The sequence below is a fragment of the Kushneria konosiri genome, assembly GCF_002155145.1.
Taxonomy (GTDB): Bacteria; Pseudomonadota; Gammaproteobacteria; order Pseudomonadales; family Halomonadaceae; genus Kushneria; species Kushneria konosiri.
Genome location: NZ_CP021323.1, coordinates 867,928 through 884,374, shown reverse-complemented (window position 1 = coordinate 884,374; position 16,447 = coordinate 867,928). Strand labels below are relative to the sequence as shown.

The following is a 16,447-nucleotide window of genomic DNA, read 5'->3' as shown; positions in this document are numbered from 1 at the left end:
GTACGTCACCCGGTAAATGTCGTGTGATTGTGAGACCGGACCCCTTGGGGTTATATGGTCAAGCGATTAAGCGCACACGGTGGATGCCTAGGCAGTCAGAGGCGATGAAGGACGTGACAGCCTGCGATAAGCGTCGGTGAGGTGGCAAATGACCTGCGACCCGGCGATTTCCGAATGGGGAAACCCACTCATCACAAGATGAGTATTCATGAGCCAATACATAACTCATGAAGGCGAACCGGGAGAACTGAAACATCTAAGTACCCCGAGGAAAAGACATCAATTGAGATTCCCCCAGTAGCGGCGAGCGAACGGGGAGCAGCCCTTAAGCAGTGCAACCGATAGGCGAACAGTCTGGGAAGTCTGACCATAGCAGGTGATAGTCCTGTAGCCGAAATCCGAGCATTGTGAAATCGAGTAGGTCGGGGCACGTGAAACCCTGACTGAACATGGGGGGACCATCCTCCAAGGCTAAATACTCCTGACTGACCGATAGTGAACCAGTACCGTGAGGGAAAGGCGAAAAGAACCCCGGCGAGGGGAGTGAAATAGATCCTGAAACCGTGTGCGTACAAGCAGTGGGAGCAGACTTGTTCTGTGACTGCGTACCTTTTGTATAATGGGTCAGCGACTTATTCTCAGTAGCGAGCTTAACCGAATAGGGGAGGCGCAGGGAAACCGAGTCTTAAATGGGCGACTTAGTTGCTGGGAATAGACCCGAAACCGGGCGATCTATCCATGGCCAGGATGAAGGTCAGGTAACACTGACTGGAGGTCCGAACTCAAGTATGTTGAAAAATGCTGAGATGAGCTGTGGATCGGAGTGAAAGGCTAATCAAGCTCGGAGATAGCTGGTTCTCCTCGAAAGCTATTTAGGTAGCGCCTCACGTATTACCACCGGGGGTAGAGCACTGTTTCGGCTAGGGGGCCATCCCGGCTTACCAACCCGAGGCAAACTCCGAATACCGGTGAGTACAGCGTGGGAGACACACAGCGGGTGCTAACGTCCGTTGTGAAAAGGGAAACAACCCAGACCGCCAGCCAAGGTCCCAAAATCCCGGTTAAGTGGGAAACGATGTGGGAAGGCACAGACAGCCAGGAGGTTGGCTTAGAAGCAGCCATCCTTTAAAGAAAGCGTAATAGCTCACTGGTCGAGTCGGCCTGCGCGGAAGATGTAACGGGGCTCAAACCGGGTACCGAAGCTGCGGGTGCATCCTATGGATGCGCGGTAGAGGAGCGTTGTGTAAGCCTGCGAAGGTGTATCGTGAGGTATGCTGGAGGTATCACAAGTGCGAATGCTGACATGAGTAACGACAAGGGCGGTGAAAACCCGCCCCGCCGGAAGACCAAGGGTTCCTGTTCGACGTCAATCGGAGCAGGGTGAGTCGGCCCCTAAGGCGAGGCTGAAAAGCGTAGTCGATGGGAAACGGGTCAATATTCCCGTACCGGATGTTATTGCGATGGGGGGACGAAGAAGGCTAGGTGAGCCAGGCGTTGGTTGTCCTGGTGAAAGCATGTAGGCCTGGGGATCAGGCAAATCCGGTCCTCTACAAGCCGAGATGCGAGACGAACAGACTACGGTCTGGAAGTCACTGATGCCACGCTTCCGGGAAAAGCCTCTAAGCTTCAGATAACATGCGACCGTACCCCAAACCGACACAGGTGGTCAGGTAGAGAATACCAAGGCGTATGAGAGAACTCGGGTGAAGGAACTAGGCAAAATGGCACCGTAACTTCGGGAGAAGGTGCGCCGGCCAGGGTGATGGGACTTGCTCCCCTAGCCCTGACCGGCCGAAGAGACCAGGTGGCTGCAACTGTTTATTAAAAACACAGCACTCTGCCAACGCGTAAGCGGACGTATAGGGTGTGACGCCTGCCCGGTGCCGGAAGGTTAATTGATGGTGTTAGCCGCAAGGCGAAGCTCTTGATCGAAGCCCCGGTAAACGGCGGCCGTAACTATAACGGTCCTAAGGTAGCGAAATTCCTTGTCGGGTAAGTTCCGACCTGCACGAATGGCGTAATGATGGCCACGCTGTCTCCACCCGAGACTCAGTGAAATTGAAATCGCTGTGAAGATGCAGTGTACCCGCGGCTAGACGGAAAGACCCCGTGAACCTTTACTATAGCTTCACACTGGACGCTGATGTTACTTGTGTAGGATAGCTGGGAGGCTTTGAAACCCCGACGCCAGTCGGGGTGGAGCCAACCTTGAAATACCAGCCTGGTATCATCGGCGTTCTAACTCCGCACCGTGATCCGGTGTGAGGACAGTGTGTGGTGGGTAGTTTGACTGGGGCGGTCTCCTCCCAAAGAGTAACGGAGGAGCACTAAGGTACCCTCAGCACGGTTGGAAATCGTGCAATGAGTGCAAGAGCATAAGGGTGCTTGACTGCGAGACGGACATGTCGAGCAGGTGCGAAAGCAGGTTCTAGTGATCCGGTGGTTCTGTATGGAAGGGCCATCGCTCAACGGATAAAAGGTACTCCGGGGATAACAGGCTGATACCGCCCAAGAGTTCATATCGACGGCGGTGTTTGGCACCTCGATGTCGGCTCATCACATCCTGGGGCTGAAGTCGGTCCCAAGGGTATGGCTGTTCGCCATTTAAAGTGGTACGCGAGCTGGGTTTAGAACGTCGTGAGACAGTTCGGTCCCTATCTGCCGTGGGCGTCGGAAGTTTGAGAAGTGCTGCTCCTAGTACGAGAGGACCGGAGTGGACGCACCGCTGGTGTACCGGTTGTCATGCCAATGGCACCGCCGGGTAGCTATGTGCGGACGGGATAACCGCTGAAGGCATCTAAGCGGGAAGCCCCCTTCAAGATGAAACTTCCCTGGAGCCTCGAGCTCCCTGAAGGGCCCTCGAAGACGACGAGGTCGATAGGCGCGGTGTGTAAGTGCAGTAATGCATTGAGCTGACGCGTACTAATTGCCCGTGAGGCTTGACCATATAACACCCAAGTGGTTCGCATCACACGATGTTGGATACGATAGCGTATCGATCAGCATGATCCCGATTTTGACCCGCTGCCGAAAGGCAGCCGGTCTGCAGAATTGTCTGACGACCATAGCGTGCCGGTCCCACCCGATCCCTTTCCGAACTCGGTAGTGAAACGGCTCCGCGCCGATGGTAGTGTGGGGTCTCCCCATGTGAGAGTAGGTCATCGTCAGACACCCCTTCCGAACCCCGGTCCAATGGACCGGGGTTCTTTTATGTGCGCTCGAAAAAACGGCCGGGCCCGACCCCGCCCCGTCACTGACGTGACCGGGCAGGGCGCGGGCTCAGTCGGCGCTGGCCTGTACGGCAAGGGCGTCGGTCAGGGCCGTCATCTCGGCATCCGTGCCGATCGAGATCCGCAACCAGTCCGAGAGTCCCGGCGTGCCAAAGTGGCGCACCAGTATGCCGGAGGCGCGCAAATGCGCGGCCACCGAAACGGCGTCATGACGTCTGGGGCGAACAAACAGGAAGTTGGCCTGTGACGGCAGCACTTCGATATCCAGATCCTTTAGTGTTTGAACAGTGGCCTCACGTGTCGCCATGATGGCGTGACAGCACTCCTCATAATGCTGTGTATCTTCGAGGGCGGCGATCCCTGCGGCGCTGGCCAGTGCATCGACTGGAAAGGAATTGAAAGAGTCCTTGATGCGCTCCAGCCCCTCGATCAGTTCTTTTGACCCTATGGCAAAACCGATACGCATGCCTGCCAGGCTGCGGGACTTTGAAAAAGTACCTGTCACGAGCAGGTTGGGGTGTTCCTCGATCAGCGGTACAGCGCTTTCACTGCCAAAACCATAATAGGCTTCATCGACCAGCACGACGCGCTCACGCTGACGTTCCAGTAGCGCCTTGATGTCCGCGCGTGAGTGCGCGTGTCCCGTTGGAGCATTCGGGTTGGCAAAGGCAATCCCTGCATGCCCCTTTTCCGGGAAATGCGTCAGCGGTACTTCCCATCGATCGTTCAGGGCAATCTTCTCCAGCTCGATGCCATAAAGCTGGCAGTAGACTGGATAAAAGCTGTAGGTGTATTCCGGGATCGCCAGCGCCTCGCCTTCATGCAGGAAAAAGGCGCGAAAGGCAAAGGCCAGTACTTCATCCGAACCGTTACCCACAAAGACTTGATCGCGGGTCACGTTGTAGGTGCGCGCCAGCATGTCGCGAAGCGCCAGCGATTCCGGATCCGGATAACGTTTTAGCTGCTCACAGGAAAATTGCCGAAGCACCTTTTCCACCCCCGGGGCCGGCGGGTAGGGGTTCTCATTGGTATTGAGCTTGATCATACGCTGCCGGGGCTGTTCACCGGGTACATAGGGTGTCAGTGCTGCTATTCCAGGACTCCAGAACTTGCTCATCGTGGCTCTCTGCAAGGGGACAATACGGTAGGATCATGTTGACCCCTGCCCGTAGCGTTCGCAAGTCTCGCTCATGCAGAGGGCTCTGCTAATCTCAAGGGCTTTACCGAATGACAAGGGGCATACTGGTGGCAGGAAGGATTCAAGAGGCCAGTGTCATGGGAGTGACCCTGCTGCTGGGCTATATCGTACTGGCACTGCCCAATCAGGTCGGAATGCTTGCCTTCCCCATGACATGGTGGCCTCCGCTTGAGCTGCCTCTCATCCTGATAACGCTATGGTGCCTGCCACATCGTGTCACACGTTTTCTGGCGCCGTTGGTGGCGATGGCCCTTGTACTGCTGGCGTTGCTCAAGCTGGCCGATATGGTGGCCCTTCAGGCGTACTGGCGCATTTTTGATCCAATTTCCGACTGGCGTCTTATCGGGCCGGGGTGGAATGTCTTCAGCGGTACGGTGGGGGCGGGCAAGGCCTGGCTGCTGGCTGGTGTACTGGTCGTGATGCTCTTGCTGATGCTCGGCACTACCATAAGGGGCTGGTCACTTCTGTCGCGTCAGGTCGCATTGAATGTGCGCTCGGATCAGCACCGGTGGCTCTGGTCTCTGCCTACAGGGTGGCTTGTGATATCTCTGGCCGGGCTGGTATGGCATGACGTTCCCCGGCCAGCCGCTTCATCACGGCTGATCGTTGAGCACGTTGGCCAGTCCCGACAAAACCTTCGTGATCTGGCCACCTTGAAAAAGCATGCCCTTCATGACCCGATCGCACAGATGCCGGCCGATCGGCTGTTCACCAATCTTGAGGGCCATGATGTCCTGTTCGTGTTTATAGAATCCTACGGGCGCACGGCTCTGGAAGACGAACGTTACGCAGGTGCCATGCGTTCGCGCATGGCCCGCATCGATCATGAGCTTGGAAAGGCCGGGTTTGGCGCGCGCAGCGCCTGGCTTGCCTCACCCACTGTAGGTGGGCAGAGCTGGCTGGCCCATGCCACGCTGCAGTCAGGACTCTGGATCGACTCGCAGCGGCGCTACAATTGGCTGATGGATACCGATCGTGTCTCGCTGGCACGTCTTTTTGGGCGGGCCGGCTGGAAGACCATGGCGGTTGAGCCGGCCTTGACCCGCGAATGGCTGGCCAATCGCTACTTCCGGTTTGATGAGGTGCTCGATGCCCGCAATCTCGGTTACAAGGGGGAACCCTTCAACTGGATCACCATGCCGGATCAGTACACTTATTTTGCTCTTCAGAAGCAGATACTGTCCCACAGGGATCGAGCCCCGATCATGGCTGAAATCGCGACGTTGAGTAGTCATGCCCCCTGGACGCCCATCCCGCCTCTGGTGGACTGGGGTCAGATCGGTGACGGTCGTATCTTCAACGAGTGGGCCAATGCCGGTGATCCGCCTGACGTGGTCTGGCAGGACAGCGACCGCGTGCGGGCACAGTATCTCAAGTCCATCGACTACGCGCTTGAAGCACTGGCCTCCTTCATCACCCATTATGGCGACGACTCTCTGGTCGTGATCGCCATGGGAGATCATCAGCCGGCCTCACTGATCACGGGTGAAGGCGCCAGCATGGATGTGCCGGTGCATGTCATGACCCGCGATCCGCATGTACTGGATCAATTTGCAAGATGGGGCTGGCAGTCGGGCATGTTGCCAGACCGGAACAGCGCGCACTGGGGAATGGATGCCCTGCGCCAACGATTGGTTGAGGGCTTCGGCTCGCCCTGATCGAAAGGGAAGAAACAATTTGAGTCGGGCGACTTGATAAGCAGGCTAATAGTCTCCATATGGTTGGTTGACTCAAATCATTTCGCTTTTGTCGGAGTCATCGAACAGGGAGGTTCTCACATGCACGATGTTTTATTCGAACCGCTTCAACTGGGCTCGCTGGAAATCCCAAATCGGGTCATCATGGCGCCGCTAACGCGCGCACGTACGCCGGATCGCATCCCGGGGCGCCTGCAGGAAATCTACTACGGTCAGCGTGCCGGCGCCGGTCTGATCATCGCCGAGGCCACCAATATCTCACCGACTGCGGCCGGCTATGTCTATACCCCAGGCATCTGGACCGATGAGCAGGAAGCCGGCTGGAAAGGTGTGGTAGAAGCCGTCCATGCGCGCGGCGGACGCATTGCGTTGCAGCTCTGGCACGTCGGTCGTGTCTCCAACGAGCGTGTTCAGCCTGATGGCCAGCAACCGGTCGCGCCCAGCGCCTTGCGTGGTGAAGGCGCCCAGGCCTTTGTCGAATTCGAGGATGGCAGCTCCGGTCGTGAAGATGCCAGCACGCCCCGTGCGCTGGAGACCGAAGAGATTCCGGAACTGGTCGAGGATTACCGCCAGGCCGCCATACGCGCCCGTCGCGCCGGTTTTGACATGATCGAGGTCCACGCCGCCAATGCTTATCTGCTTCAGCAGTTTCTGGCGACCGGTTCCAATCAGCGTACTGACCGCTATGGTGGCTCGATCGAAAATCGCGCCCGGGTCGTGCTCGAGATTGTGGATGCCGTGGCCAGCGTCTTTGGTTATGACCGGGTTGGCATTCGCATTTCGCCGTTTATCGAGATTTTCGGGCTCAAGGATGAGGAGTCCGAACAGATGGCCTTCTATCTGGCCGAACAGCTCAATGTCCGCGAACTGGCCTATCTGCACGTCAACGAACCCGACTGGGCCGGTGGCGACATCCATCTGACTGATGATTTCCGTCGCGCCCTGCGAGCACGCTTTCGCAACGGCGCCCTGCTCTTTTGTGGCCACTACACGGCGCAGGGCGAAGTGGATCTGATCGATCGTGGTATTGCCGATGCCGCCGTCTTCGGTAGGCCCTTCATTGCCAACCCTGATCTGCCCGAGCGCTTTCGTGTTGGTGCCGAGCTTACCGACCCCGACCCGGACACCTTCTATGGCGGCGATGAAAAAGGCTATACCGATTATCCCTTTCTATCGGATCAGGCCCGTTAACGGGCATTGACCCTGCCGTAGTGACTCTAATCTGCACGGGTGTCTTTCCGGTGCCCCCGACGAACAGCTATGCTAGGGGGCACCGGTCGCTTGAGCGGCCAAAAAACAGGCATCAGGAGTAAGCTTCATGCAGATGAAAACGTTGCTGGCCGGTTCGGCACTGATGGCGCTACTGGCAGGCTGTGCCGGCACTGGCGGTGGGCAGCAGAGTACTGACAGCGCAGGTTCCACGGCCCAGTCTTCACAGGCCCAGACAGAAACGCGTACCTATACGGGTACCCTGCCGTGTCGCAACTGCAGCGGAATCGCACTGACCGTCAATCTGCAGGGCGATGAGAAGGCGACCAATCCGCAGGATCGGACGTTCGAGCTGGAAGCGCAGTACCAGAACCATCCGCAGAATCCGCCGACTGAAACCTACAGCGGCAACTGGGATGTGATCAGCGGCATGCAGGACGATCCGTCGGCCACCGTCTATGAGCTGACGCCTTCCGGTGAAGGTCAGGTCTATTACTTCGAGCGTGTCAACGATTCAACACTCGAACTGGTGGATCCGCAGCTGCGTCGTTTCGAAAACGGCCAGACCCTGCGTCTGACTCGACAGCAGTAATCCTGAAATGCTGCCCGCCTGGGCAGTTTCAAACAGAGGGCGGCGCCAGGCCGCCCTTTTTCATGTCTGAAATCACCAAAGAGGACGGACGGGCAGCATGGCAAAGGCCAAGAGTGCATTTGTATGCACCGAATGCGGTGCCGAGTATTCCAAGTGGCAGGGGCAATGCAGCAGCTGCCGTGAGTGGAACACGCTGACGGAAATACGTCTTTCAAGTGCCTCTCGTCCCGGCAGTGGTGCGGGTAGTACTGCCCGTCAGGGCTACGCCGGTGGCGCCAGCGTGGCGCTGACGGATCTATCAAGGGTCGATCTGAGCGAACTGCCGCGCTTTTCGACCACCTATGATGAATTTGATCGCGTACTGGGCGGTGGGCTGGTGCCCGGCGGTGCCATTTTGCTGGGCGGTGATCCGGGGGCGGGCAAATCCACACTGCTTTTACAGACAGCCTGTCACCTCGCCCAGCAGCACCGCGTGGTCTATGTCACCGGGGAGGAGTCGCTTTCTCAGGTGGCCATGCGAGCTCATCGCCTCTCTCTGCCCACGCAGGGGCTTTCCATGCTGGCCGAAACCAGCGTGGAAACCATTCTGGGCATGGCCGAGCGCGAAAAACCGGCGGTACTGATCATCGATTCCATCCAGACCATGCATCTGGAAGATGTCTCCTCCGCCCCGGGCGGGGTGGCCCAGGTGCGTGAGTCGGCCGCGGCACTGACCCGTTTTGCCAAGCAAACCGGCACGGTATTGATGCTGGTAGGCCACGTGACCAAGGATGGCGCTCTGGCAGGGCCGCGTGTGCTGGAGCACATGATTGATGCCTCGCTGCTGCTGGAGGGGAGTTCCGACTCACGCTTTCGTACCCTGCGTGGGCAGAAAAACCGCTTTGGTGCCGTCAATGAGCTGGGCGTTTTTGCCATGATGGAGCAGGGGCTTCGGGAGGTAAAAAACCCCAGCGCGATCTTTCTCTCCCGTGGGGAGGAGATGGCGCCCGGAAGTCTCGTGATGGTGGTCTGGGAGGGCACTCGGCCGCTGCTGGTCGAGGTTCAGGCACTGCTGGATGAGTCGGCGCTGGGTAACCCGCGGCGTGTGGCCGTCGGCTTTGATGCCCAGCGTCTGGCGATGCTGCTGGCCGTGCTGCACCGTCATGGTGGTCTCTTTACCGGGGATCAGGACGTTTTTGTCAATGTGGTCGGCGGTATGAAGGTGCTGGAAACCAGCGCCGATCTGGCGGTCCTGCTGGCCGTGGTCTCAAGCCTTCAGAATCGCTCATTGCCTCGCGAGCTGGTGGTGTTCGGCGAAGTCGGTCTTTCCGGAGAAATCCGTCCGGTACCCAGTGGGCAGGAGCGCATCATTGAAGCTTCCAAGCACGGCTTTACCCGTGCCATCGTGCCGCGCGGCAACGCGCCCAAAAAATCGCCGGCCGGGATGGAAGTGATCGCCGTTGATCGTCTCTCCGAGGCGCTCGAGGCCATTTGATCGAACCGGATAAAGGGGTGTGGTCTGAAGCGGCTGCCGGTGCCACAGTGAAAATGACCACCATTGAGTATACTGAAGGTCAAAAGGGGAGAGTTCATGACACAGATTCGCCTTACCCAGTACAGCCATGGCGCCGGCTGTGGCTGCAAGATTGCACCGGACGTGCTGGATAGCATGCTGAAAAATGCAGGCCCCGGCGCCCATAGTGACAAGCTGATCGTCGGCAACCAGGACCGCGAAGACGCTGCCGTCTATGATCTGGGCGATGGTCAGGGCCTGATCGCCACGACCGACTTTTTCATGCCGATCGTGGATGACCCCTTTGATTTTGGCCGCATCGCTGCGACCAATGCCATCAGCGATGTCTTTGCCATGGGGGGGCGCCCGATCATGGCGCTGGGCATTCTGGGCTGGCCCGTTGACAAGCTTTCCCCCAGGGTCGCCGGTGAGGTGCTGGCCGGTGCCCAGTCCGTATGTTGTGAGCTCGGTCTGGCGCTGGCCGGTGGTCACTCCATCGATGCCCCGGAGCCCATCTTTGGTCTGGCAGTCAACGGTCTGGTCCGGCTTGAGCACCTCAAACGCAACAATGGTGCTCGCCCCGGTGACCGCCTTTATCTGACCAAACCGCTGGGGGTTGGCATACTGACCACGGCGGAAAAGCGTGGTCTGCTGGCGGCGGAACATCATGGTCTGGCACGTGACACCATGCTGCGTACCAACGCCATTGGACAGAAGCTGGCCACCGTACCGGGCGTTCATGCCATGACCGATGTGACGGGATTCGGTCTGGCCGGGCATCTGGGCGAGATCTGCACGGCCAGCAATGTGGCGGCCCGGATCGACTTCAGGCGTCTACCGCGCATTGCCGAGGCGGATGGCTATCTGCGCCAGGGCGCAGTGCCCGGCGGCACCGAGCGCAATCACCGCGCCATGGGTCGACTGATGCCAGCCATGGATGATTATCACTGGCAGTGGCTCTGCGATCCACAAACCTCCGGTGGGTTGGTGCTGGCCGTCGACCCTGCCTATGAAGATGACGTCGAGCGTATTGGCCGTGAGCATGGTCTGACGCTTGAAGCCTTTGGAGAGTGCGTGGCGCGTGAGGGTGAAGCGGTTTTACATGTCCAGCAATAAGGGAGAGCAGCTCGCGCCGACGCTTGACCGGCTCAAGGGCGCGTCGCTTTTGATCGATGTCCGCGCTCCCATCGAGTTTGACCATGGGACGCTGCCCGGGGCCATCAACCTGCCGTTGATGGACAACGATGAGCGCGCTCAGGTGGGGACCTGCTATCGACAAAAGGGTGGTGATGCCGCGCTCCGGCTTGGCCATCAGCTTGTCAGTGGTACCTTGAAGGAGAGCCGCGTCGAGGCCTGGTGCGAGGTTCTGGCGCGTCACCCTGATGCCCTGATCTATTGTGCCCGCGGCGGCCAGCGATCGGGTATCGCTCAGCAATGGCTGGCGGAAAGGGGCCTTGAGGTGGCACGCCTGAAGGGCGGGTTCAAGGCGGCGCGTCGTACGCTGATGTCGATCACCGAGCAGGCGGCCGAGGCGCCGTCGCTGGTGATTGCGGGGCTGACCGGCTGTGCCAAGACCGACATGATCAAGGCACTCGATAGTGGCATTGATCTGGAAGGACATGCGCGTCACAAGGGGTCGAGCTTTGGCCGCCAGCCAGGGCAGCCGCCAACGCAGATCAACTTTGAGCATGCGCTGGCAATGGATCTGGCCGCGCGTCGGGCGCCTTATGTGTTCGAAGATGAATCCCGCCGCATCGGCAGTGTCGAGATTCCACTACCTCTCTGGCAGGGATTGTGTGCGGCTCCCCGAGTCTTGATCGAGATGCCACTGGAGTGGCGGCTGGCTCAGATTCGCCGTGACTACATTGATGATCTCTGGACGCAGTATCGCCAGTCCTATGGTCCATGGCTGGGCTGGTCGCTGATGCGTCGCCAATTGATCAGCGCACTGGTACGCCTCAAAAAGCGGCTGGGCAATGCGCGCCTCGAGCGGCTGTTGCAGCTTCAGCAGCAGGCCTTCGAGGCGCATGTCACCACGCAAGACAGTCAGGCTCATGATGGCTGGCTGTCTCCGCTGCTGAGCGAATACTACGACCCCATGTATCACTATCAGCTACGCCAGAACGAACATGGGCCTGCCTTTACCGGCACGTGGCAGGAAGTGCTGGCGTTCGTGCGCGAGGCTGTCGACCAGCAGCGTCGCAGCGGCGATGTCGAATAAGGGTTAAAGGCGCAGCCAGTCGATCATGACCCGATCCAGTACGGCCGCCTGCCGGGCAAAGCGGTGGCTGTCATTGAGCATCTCGTCGCGTGACTGCACCCAGGGGCCTGAATTTTCCAGACTGCCGGCTTCTTTCTCGGCAAGCCGCTGCACCCAGTCATGGGTGGCTTCCAGATGGCAGTGCATGGCCACCACCCGGGCGCCGTCCCAGGTGAATCCCTGCAACGGGCTGGCGTCGCTGGCCCCGATCGAGATGGCGCCTTCCGGTAGCCCGAAGATACGCCTATGCCAGAGAAAGGCGTCAAAACGCTCGGGCAGGTCAAGGTCGCCGTCCTCATTGCCGCGTACCGCATGCCAGCCAAATTCACCGTGCGTATTAAGCGACACGATGGCGCCGAGCGCCTCGGCGATCAGCTCTGCGCCGTAGCCCAGCCCCATGATCGGCTTTGAGCTTTTGAGCGTGCGCTCGAGAAGATGCTGTTCACGTTTGGTCCAGCCGTGTGCCACGATCTGTTCCGGGCCGCCCAGCACGATCAGGGCATCGAAATCGCCGGGCCGGGGCGGCACTTCATCGGCATAAAGGCGACAGACGTTGAAACTGTGGCCCATGCTGGTCAGCCAGTCCGCCAGTCGGGCTGGTCCAAAATGAGACGCATGCTGCAAAAAATAGATATGCATGATAGGGCCATGATGGATAACGATAATTTGATCACTCAGCATACACCGATCTGGACAATCACCGGGAAGACCCATGCGTGACGAGGTACGTGAGCAGGCCACGACCATTATTGCCCGTATCCCCGAAGGGCGTGTGACTACCTATGGCGCCATCGCGAAAATGACGGAAGGCGCTACGGCACGCTCGGTCGGGGCGCTGCTGCGTCTGCTGCCCGAGGGACATACGCTGCCCTGGCATCGAGTCGTTGCTGCCGGCGGTCGCCTTGCCGATCATGACGGGGCTCGCCGGCAGCGCGAACTGTTGAGCGCCGAGGGTGTGGTATTTGACGCACGCGGTCGGATTCCGGCGCATTTTTTCTGGCCCTGAGGGTCAGGCAATCGCATTTTATCGAGTCTGTCTGTGATACCGGGACGCCCTTCTGAACCAGAAAGGGTAAACCCAGGATCAGGCAGATGATGACAACACCAGCAGAACGATTTCGAGCAGGGAGCACAAGCAATGCCCACCATGATCGCACCAGGGTTTGAAAAGCGTTTGAGGGCGCTGTCACCACGCCAGTCATTGGCCTTCATGGCGGCCTTGAGTGAGCGGTTGATGCCAAATTATCGCCTCTATGCCGAGATCGGCGAGGCTGGAGATGCGCATGGCGTGGCCAGCCTGCTGGCGCTGGTCTGGGAGAGCCTGGGGGTTCGCGATGCCCGCATTGATTTTGAGCGTCAGGGTGAAAAGCTGGTGGCCTGTGAACCACCGGAAGAGGATGACAGCTTCGGGGCGCGTCTCGCCCGGGACATGACTCTGGCCCTGTCTGCCTGCGTGGATGTGCTGTCAGGCCCGGCTGTTGAGGCGGGTGTAGACGTCAGCCGACTCTCCATCGGCGGGGTCGAGCGATTTATCGAGATGAGCGCCGGTGATGCCATCCACGATGATGCCGAGCGTGAGGCCCTGATCGAGGAGCATGAGCTGATGAGCGACGAGCGAGCCTTCCAGCTGGCGGTGCTGGAGCACGTCGAGATACAGACGCTGGATCGGGAAGGACTGCGTGTGCTGCGCGTGCTGGGGAAAAACGAGGGCGTCAGCAACCTGGGGCTGACGGCCGAGTAGACAGGACGCAAAACCCGCCCGCACACGGCGTCGAAGAACGATGCCGTGTGCGGGCGCAATTAAAGGCGCATCTCGAGGCCATGATCGGCCATGTACTGCTTGGCCTGTTCGATGGTGTATTCGCCAAAATGAAAGATGCTCGCGGCCAGAACTGCATCGGCGCCGCCTTCTTTCACACCCGCCACCAGATGATCGAGATTGCCCACCCCGCCCGAGGCGATGACCGGCACCGAAACAGCATCGCTGATGGCGCGTGTGACCCCCAGATCAAAGCCTTCCCGGGTGCCGTCGCGGTCCATGCTGGTCACCAGCAGTTCTCCGGCACCATATTCCACCATCCTGCGAGACCATTCGACGGCGTCGAGCCCGGTTGACTTGCGCCCGCCGTGGGTAAAGATCTCCCAGCGGGGTGGCTCATCATCCTCGCTGACCCGCTTGGCGTCGATGGCTACAACGATGCACTGACTGCCAAAGCGCTCGGCGGCTTCGTAGACAAAATCCGGATCCGTGACGGCGGCCGTGTTGATTGACACCTTGTCGGCGCCGGCATTGAGCAGGGCGCGAATATTGTCGCAGCTGCGAATGCCGCCGCCGACGGTCAGCGGAATGAAGACCTCACCGGCAATCCGGCTGACCATGTCCAGCGTGGTACCCCGCGCTTCATGGCTGGCGGTAATGTCGAGAAAGGTGATCTCGTCGGCATTTTGTTCATTGTAGCGCCGGGCGACCTCGACCGGGTCGCCGGCATCCCGGATGCCCAGAAAATTGACGCCCTTGACCACACGGCCACGATCCACGTCCAGACAGGGGATGATGCGTTTTGCCAGTGTCATGTGCCTCTCCGAACCATCAGCCTTGCTGGGCTTCAATGGTGTCACACAGGGTCTGGGCCTCGGCAAGATCAAGCTTGCCTTCATAGATGGCCCGTCCGGTAATGGCGCCAACGATGCCGGATGCGGCAACGTCAGCCAGTTTCTGCACGTCTTCCATGTCGGTCACGCCGCCAGAGGCGATGACCGGCACACCGCCATGGCTGGCCATTTCGACGGTGGCTTCGACGTTGACGCCGTTCATCATGCCATCACGTGAAATATCGGTGTAAATGATGGCGCTGACGCCGTCCTGTGCAAAATGGCGGGCCAGGTCCACGGCGCGCATGGTGGACACTTCTGCCCAGCCATCGGTGGCGACGTAGCCGTCACGGGCGTCGAGTCCGACCATGATATGGCCGGGAAATTCGCGACACATCTCACGGACAAAGTCCGGATCGCGCACGGCCTGGGTACCGATAATGACCCAGCTGACGCCGGCATCGAGGTAGCTCTGAATGACCTCGCGGGTACGGATGCCGCCGCCGATCTGAATGGGCAGGTCCGGAAAGCGGGCAGCGATGGCCCTGACCGCTTCGGCATTGACCGGGCGACCCTCGAAGGCGCCGTTGAGGTCCACCAGGTGCAGACGCCGCGCGCCGGCATCCACCCAGCGCTGGGCCATGGCCACCGGGTCTTCACCGTAGGTGGTCGAGTCTTCCATACGGCCCTGCTTGAGGCGAACACACTGACCGTCTTTCAGGTCGATGGCGGGGATGACCAGCATGGGAATTCCTTTATCCTTGTCGTGAAGGGTCCTGGGCGCAGAGAGGGTCAGGGCGACCAGGCCACAAAATTTGCCAGCAGTCTGAGGCCGGCGTCGGCACTTTTTTCCGGATGAAACTGTACGGCAAAGACGGCGTCACGACCGGTGGCCACATGGGCGCGGCTGCCTGCGTAATCGATGTAGCCCATCGCGTGGGCATCGTCCTCGGCCTGTACGAAATAGCTGTGCACGAAATAGAAGCGCTCCCCGGTCAGGATGCCTTCCCACAGCGGATGCATGTGATGCTGATGGACACGGTTCCATCCCATATGGGGCACCTTGAGCCGCTGACCCTGTTCGTCCAGGGCCGTATCGTCAAAGCGTGTCACCCGGCCGGGCATGTAGCCCAGACAGCGGACTCCGCCGTTTTCCTCGCTCTTGTCCATCAGCATCTGCTGACCGACACAGATCCCCAGCAACGGCTTGCTGGCATCTCTCAGGAGTTCCTTGACCAAACCGGTCAGCTCGGTACGTTCAAGTTCCCCCATGCAGTCACGAATGGCGCCCTGGCCGGGCAGCACCACGCGCGAGGCGCCCTTGATGGCGCGGGCATCCCGCGTGATGGTGACACGCTCATCGGGACTGACGTGCTCGATGGCCTTGGCCACCGAGTGCAGGTTGCCCATTCCGTAGTCGATGATGGCAATCGTCATGCTGGACACGCTCCTTGCCGACCGGACACACGCCGATCGGATGGTGTTGGGTTACAGGCTGCCCTTGGTAGAAGCAATTCGCCCGGCCATGCGCTCATCCGGAGAAACCGCCATGCGCAGGGCGCGACCGAAAGCCTTGAAGATGGTCTCGACCTGATGATGGGCATTGTCGCCCTTCAGGTTGTCGATATGGACGGTGGCACGCGCATGGCTGGCGAACCCCTGAAAGAATTCGGAAACCAGCTGGGTCTCGAAGGCGCCGATGGTGGCGCGGGTGAACTCGGCATTCATGAAAAGCCCCGGGCGGCCGGAAAAATCGATCACCACCCGTGACAGCGCCTCGTCCAGCGGAACATAGGCATGACCGTAGCGATGGATGCCCCGCTTGTCACCCAGCGCCTCGGCAAAGGCCTGGCCCAGGGTGATGCCTGTATCCTCGACCGTATGGTGATCATCGATATGGCGATCACCATCGGCATCAATGGTGAGATCAATCATGCCGTGGCGAGCGATCTGATCGAGCATGTGCTCGAAAAAGGGTACGCCGGTATCGGCCTTGAGTTCGCCCTGACCATCAAGGTCGAGCGAGACGCTGATACGCGTTTCGCTGGTATGACGTGAAATGCTGGCGCGGCGCGTCGACTGGGTCATGAAGGCTCCCTGCAAAAAGAAGATCATCGCCTCTAGGGCGTCATGGGTCATAACGATATCAAAAGCGGCTCATGCCCGCGCGGCTCGAT

14 protein-coding genes and 2 rRNA genes are annotated in these 16,447 nt (G+C 59.4%); 10 read left to right on the top strand and 6 right to left on the bottom strand.

The window, feature by feature from the left end; translation table 11 throughout:
* The first annotated feature begins 56 nt into the window (after positions 1 to 56).
* Together B9G99_RS04185 and rrf are read left to right on the top strand one after the other, a co-directional pair.
* Positions 57 to 2,947, top strand: a 23S ribosomal RNA gene (locus B9G99_RS04185).
* A gap of 107 nt (positions 2,948 to 3,054) precedes the next feature.
* Positions 3,055 to 3,170, top strand: a 5S ribosomal RNA gene (rrf, locus tag B9G99_RS04180).
* A gap of 109 nt (positions 3,171 to 3,279) precedes the next feature.
* Here rrf and hisC read toward each other — a convergent pair.
* Positions 3,280 to 4,347 (bottom strand): histidinol-phosphate transaminase, encoded by a 1,068-nt coding sequence (gene hisC / locus B9G99_RS04175; RefSeq protein WP_086620874.1) that lies wholly within the window; start codon positions 4,345 to 4,347, stop codon positions 3,280 to 3,282.
* Between the two features lie 110 nt (positions 4,348 to 4,457).
* On the opposite strand from hisC, the gene B9G99_RS04170 reads away from it, so the two are divergent.
* The 6 genes from B9G99_RS04170 (at position 4,458) to mnmH (ending at position 11,639) form a co-directional block, all read left to right on the top strand.
* Positions 4,458 to 6,086, top strand: coding sequence for an alkaline phosphatase family protein (locus tag B9G99_RS04170; RefSeq protein ID WP_148663906.1), 1,629 nt, complete (start codon positions 4,458 to 4,460; stop codon positions 6,084 to 6,086).
* A gap of 120 nt (positions 6,087 to 6,206) precedes the next feature.
* A complete protein-coding gene (locus tag B9G99_RS04165) occupies positions 6,207 to 7,316 on the top strand; it encodes an alkene reductase (protein WP_086620872.1) in 1,110 nt (369 codons plus the stop codon).
* 127 nt (positions 7,317 to 7,443) lie between these two features.
* Entirely contained in the window at positions 7,444 to 7,926 is a 483-nt protein-coding gene (locus tag B9G99_RS04160) for a copper resistance protein NlpE N-terminal domain-containing protein (protein WP_086620871.1), read from the top strand.
* 97 nt (positions 7,927 to 8,023) lie between these two features.
* On the top strand, positions 8,024 to 9,400 hold the full coding sequence (gene radA / locus B9G99_RS04155; RefSeq protein WP_086620870.1) for a DNA repair protein RadA: 1,377 nt from the start codon (positions 8,024 to 8,026) through the stop codon (positions 9,398 to 9,400).
* 96 nt (positions 9,401 to 9,496) lie between these two features.
* Positions 9,497 to 10,534, top strand: coding sequence for a selenide, water dikinase SelD (gene selD, locus B9G99_RS04150; RefSeq protein WP_086620869.1), 1,038 nt, complete (start codon positions 9,497 to 9,499; stop codon positions 10,532 to 10,534).
* Complete coding sequence (mnmH, locus tag B9G99_RS04145) at positions 10,521 to 11,639, top strand: tRNA 2-selenouridine(34) synthase MnmH (RefSeq protein ID WP_086620868.1); 1,119 nt, start codon at positions 10,521 to 10,523, stop codon at positions 11,637 to 11,639. The genes selD and mnmH overlap by 14 nt, the downstream gene beginning before the upstream one ends.
* Positions 11,640 to 11,642: 3 nt before the next feature.
* On the opposite strand, the gene B9G99_RS04140 is transcribed toward mnmH, so the two are convergent.
* Complete coding sequence (locus tag B9G99_RS04140; protein WP_086623276.1) at positions 11,643 to 12,317, bottom strand: type 1 glutamine amidotransferase; 675 nt, start codon at positions 12,315 to 12,317, stop codon at positions 11,643 to 11,645.
* 73 nt (positions 12,318 to 12,390) lie between these two features.
* Between B9G99_RS04140 and B9G99_RS04135 the strand changes: the two genes are divergently transcribed.
* Together B9G99_RS04135 and B9G99_RS04130 are read left to right on the top strand one after the other, a co-directional pair.
* On the top strand, positions 12,391 to 12,684 hold the full coding sequence (locus B9G99_RS04135; RefSeq protein ID WP_086620867.1) for an MGMT family protein: 294 nt from the start codon (positions 12,391 to 12,393) through the stop codon (positions 12,682 to 12,684).
* Between the two features lie 132 nt (positions 12,685 to 12,816).
* Positions 12,817 to 13,419: a YjaG family protein gene (locus B9G99_RS04130; RefSeq protein ID WP_335617628.1), complete on the top strand. Its 603-nt coding sequence runs from the start codon at positions 12,817 to 12,819 to the stop codon at positions 13,417 to 13,419.
* Positions 13,420 to 13,478: 59 nt separating this feature from the next.
* Here the strand turns inward: B9G99_RS04130 and hisF are convergent, their stop codons facing one another.
* Genes hisF through hisB form a run of 4 tightly spaced genes read right to left on the bottom strand, consistent with a single transcriptional unit; the run spans position 13,479 to position 16,358 of the window.
* Positions 13,479 to 14,252 carry an imidazole glycerol phosphate synthase subunit HisF gene (gene hisF, locus B9G99_RS04125; RefSeq protein ID WP_086620866.1) on the bottom strand — a complete coding sequence of 258 codons (774 nt, stop codon included), beginning with the start codon at positions 14,250 to 14,252 and terminating at the stop codon, positions 13,479 to 13,481.
* 16 nt (positions 14,253 to 14,268) lie between these two features.
* Positions 14,269 to 15,015, bottom strand: a complete 747-nt coding sequence (hisA, locus tag B9G99_RS04120) for a 1-(5-phosphoribosyl)-5-[(5-phosphoribosylamino)methylideneamino]imidazole-4-carboxamide isomerase (protein WP_086620865.1) — start codon at positions 15,013 to 15,015, stop codon at positions 14,269 to 14,271.
* A gap of 47 nt (positions 15,016 to 15,062) precedes the next feature.
* Positions 15,063 to 15,707 carry an imidazole glycerol phosphate synthase subunit HisH gene (hisH, locus tag B9G99_RS04115; RefSeq protein WP_086620864.1) on the bottom strand — a complete coding sequence of 215 codons (645 nt, stop codon included), beginning with the start codon at positions 15,705 to 15,707 and terminating at the stop codon, positions 15,063 to 15,065.
* 51 nt (positions 15,708 to 15,758) lie between these two features.
* Positions 15,759 to 16,358, bottom strand: a complete 600-nt coding sequence (hisB, locus tag B9G99_RS04110; protein WP_086623274.1) for an imidazoleglycerol-phosphate dehydratase HisB — start codon at positions 16,356 to 16,358, stop codon at positions 15,759 to 15,761.
* Between the last annotated feature and the right edge of the window lie 89 nt (positions 16,359 to 16,447).

Excerpts from the sequence above, each read along its gene's own strand:
- B9G99_RS04130 (WP_335617628.1), top strand. The coding sequence starts at position 12,817 with ATGCCCACCATGATCGCACCAGGGTTTGAAAAGCGTTTGAGGGCGCTG.
- hisC (WP_086620874.1), bottom strand. The coding sequence starts at position 4,347 with ATGAGCAAGTTCTGGAGTCCTGGAATAGCAGCACTGACACCCTATGTA.
- hisH (WP_086620864.1), bottom strand. The coding sequence starts at position 15,707 with ATGACGATTGCCATCATCGACTACGGAATGGGCAACCTGCACTCGGTG.
- hisF (WP_086620866.1), bottom strand. The coding sequence starts at position 14,252 with ATGACACTGGCAAAACGCATCATCCCCTGTCTGGACGTGGATCGTGGC.
- selD (WP_086620869.1), top strand. The coding sequence starts at position 9,497 with ATGACACAGATTCGCCTTACCCAGTACAGCCATGGCGCCGGCTGTGGC.
- B9G99_RS04160 (WP_086620871.1), top strand. The coding sequence starts at position 7,444 with ATGCAGATGAAAACGTTGCTGGCCGGTTCGGCACTGATGGCGCTACTG.
- B9G99_RS04135 (WP_086620867.1), top strand. The coding sequence starts at position 12,391 with ATGCGTGACGAGGTACGTGAGCAGGCCACGACCATTATTGCCCGTATC.
- hisB (WP_086623274.1), bottom strand. The coding sequence starts at position 16,358 with ATGACCCAGTCGACGCGCCGCGCCAGCATTTCACGTCATACCAGCGAA.
- mnmH (WP_086620868.1), top strand. The coding sequence starts at position 10,521 with ATGTCCAGCAATAAGGGAGAGCAGCTCGCGCCGACGCTTGACCGGCTC.
- radA (WP_086620870.1), top strand. The coding sequence starts at position 8,024 with ATGGCAAAGGCCAAGAGTGCATTTGTATGCACCGAATGCGGTGCCGAG.
- hisA (WP_086620865.1), bottom strand. The coding sequence starts at position 15,015 with ATGCTGGTCATCCCCGCCATCGACCTGAAAGACGGTCAGTGTGTTCGC.
- B9G99_RS04140 (WP_086623276.1), bottom strand. The coding sequence starts at position 12,317 with ATGCATATCTATTTTTTGCAGCATGCGTCTCATTTTGGACCAGCCCGA.
- B9G99_RS04170 (WP_148663906.1), top strand. The coding sequence starts at position 4,458 with ATGACAAGGGGCATACTGGTGGCAGGAAGGATTCAAGAGGCCAGTGTC.
- B9G99_RS04165 (WP_086620872.1), top strand. The coding sequence starts at position 6,207 with ATGCACGATGTTTTATTCGAACCGCTTCAACTGGGCTCGCTGGAAATC.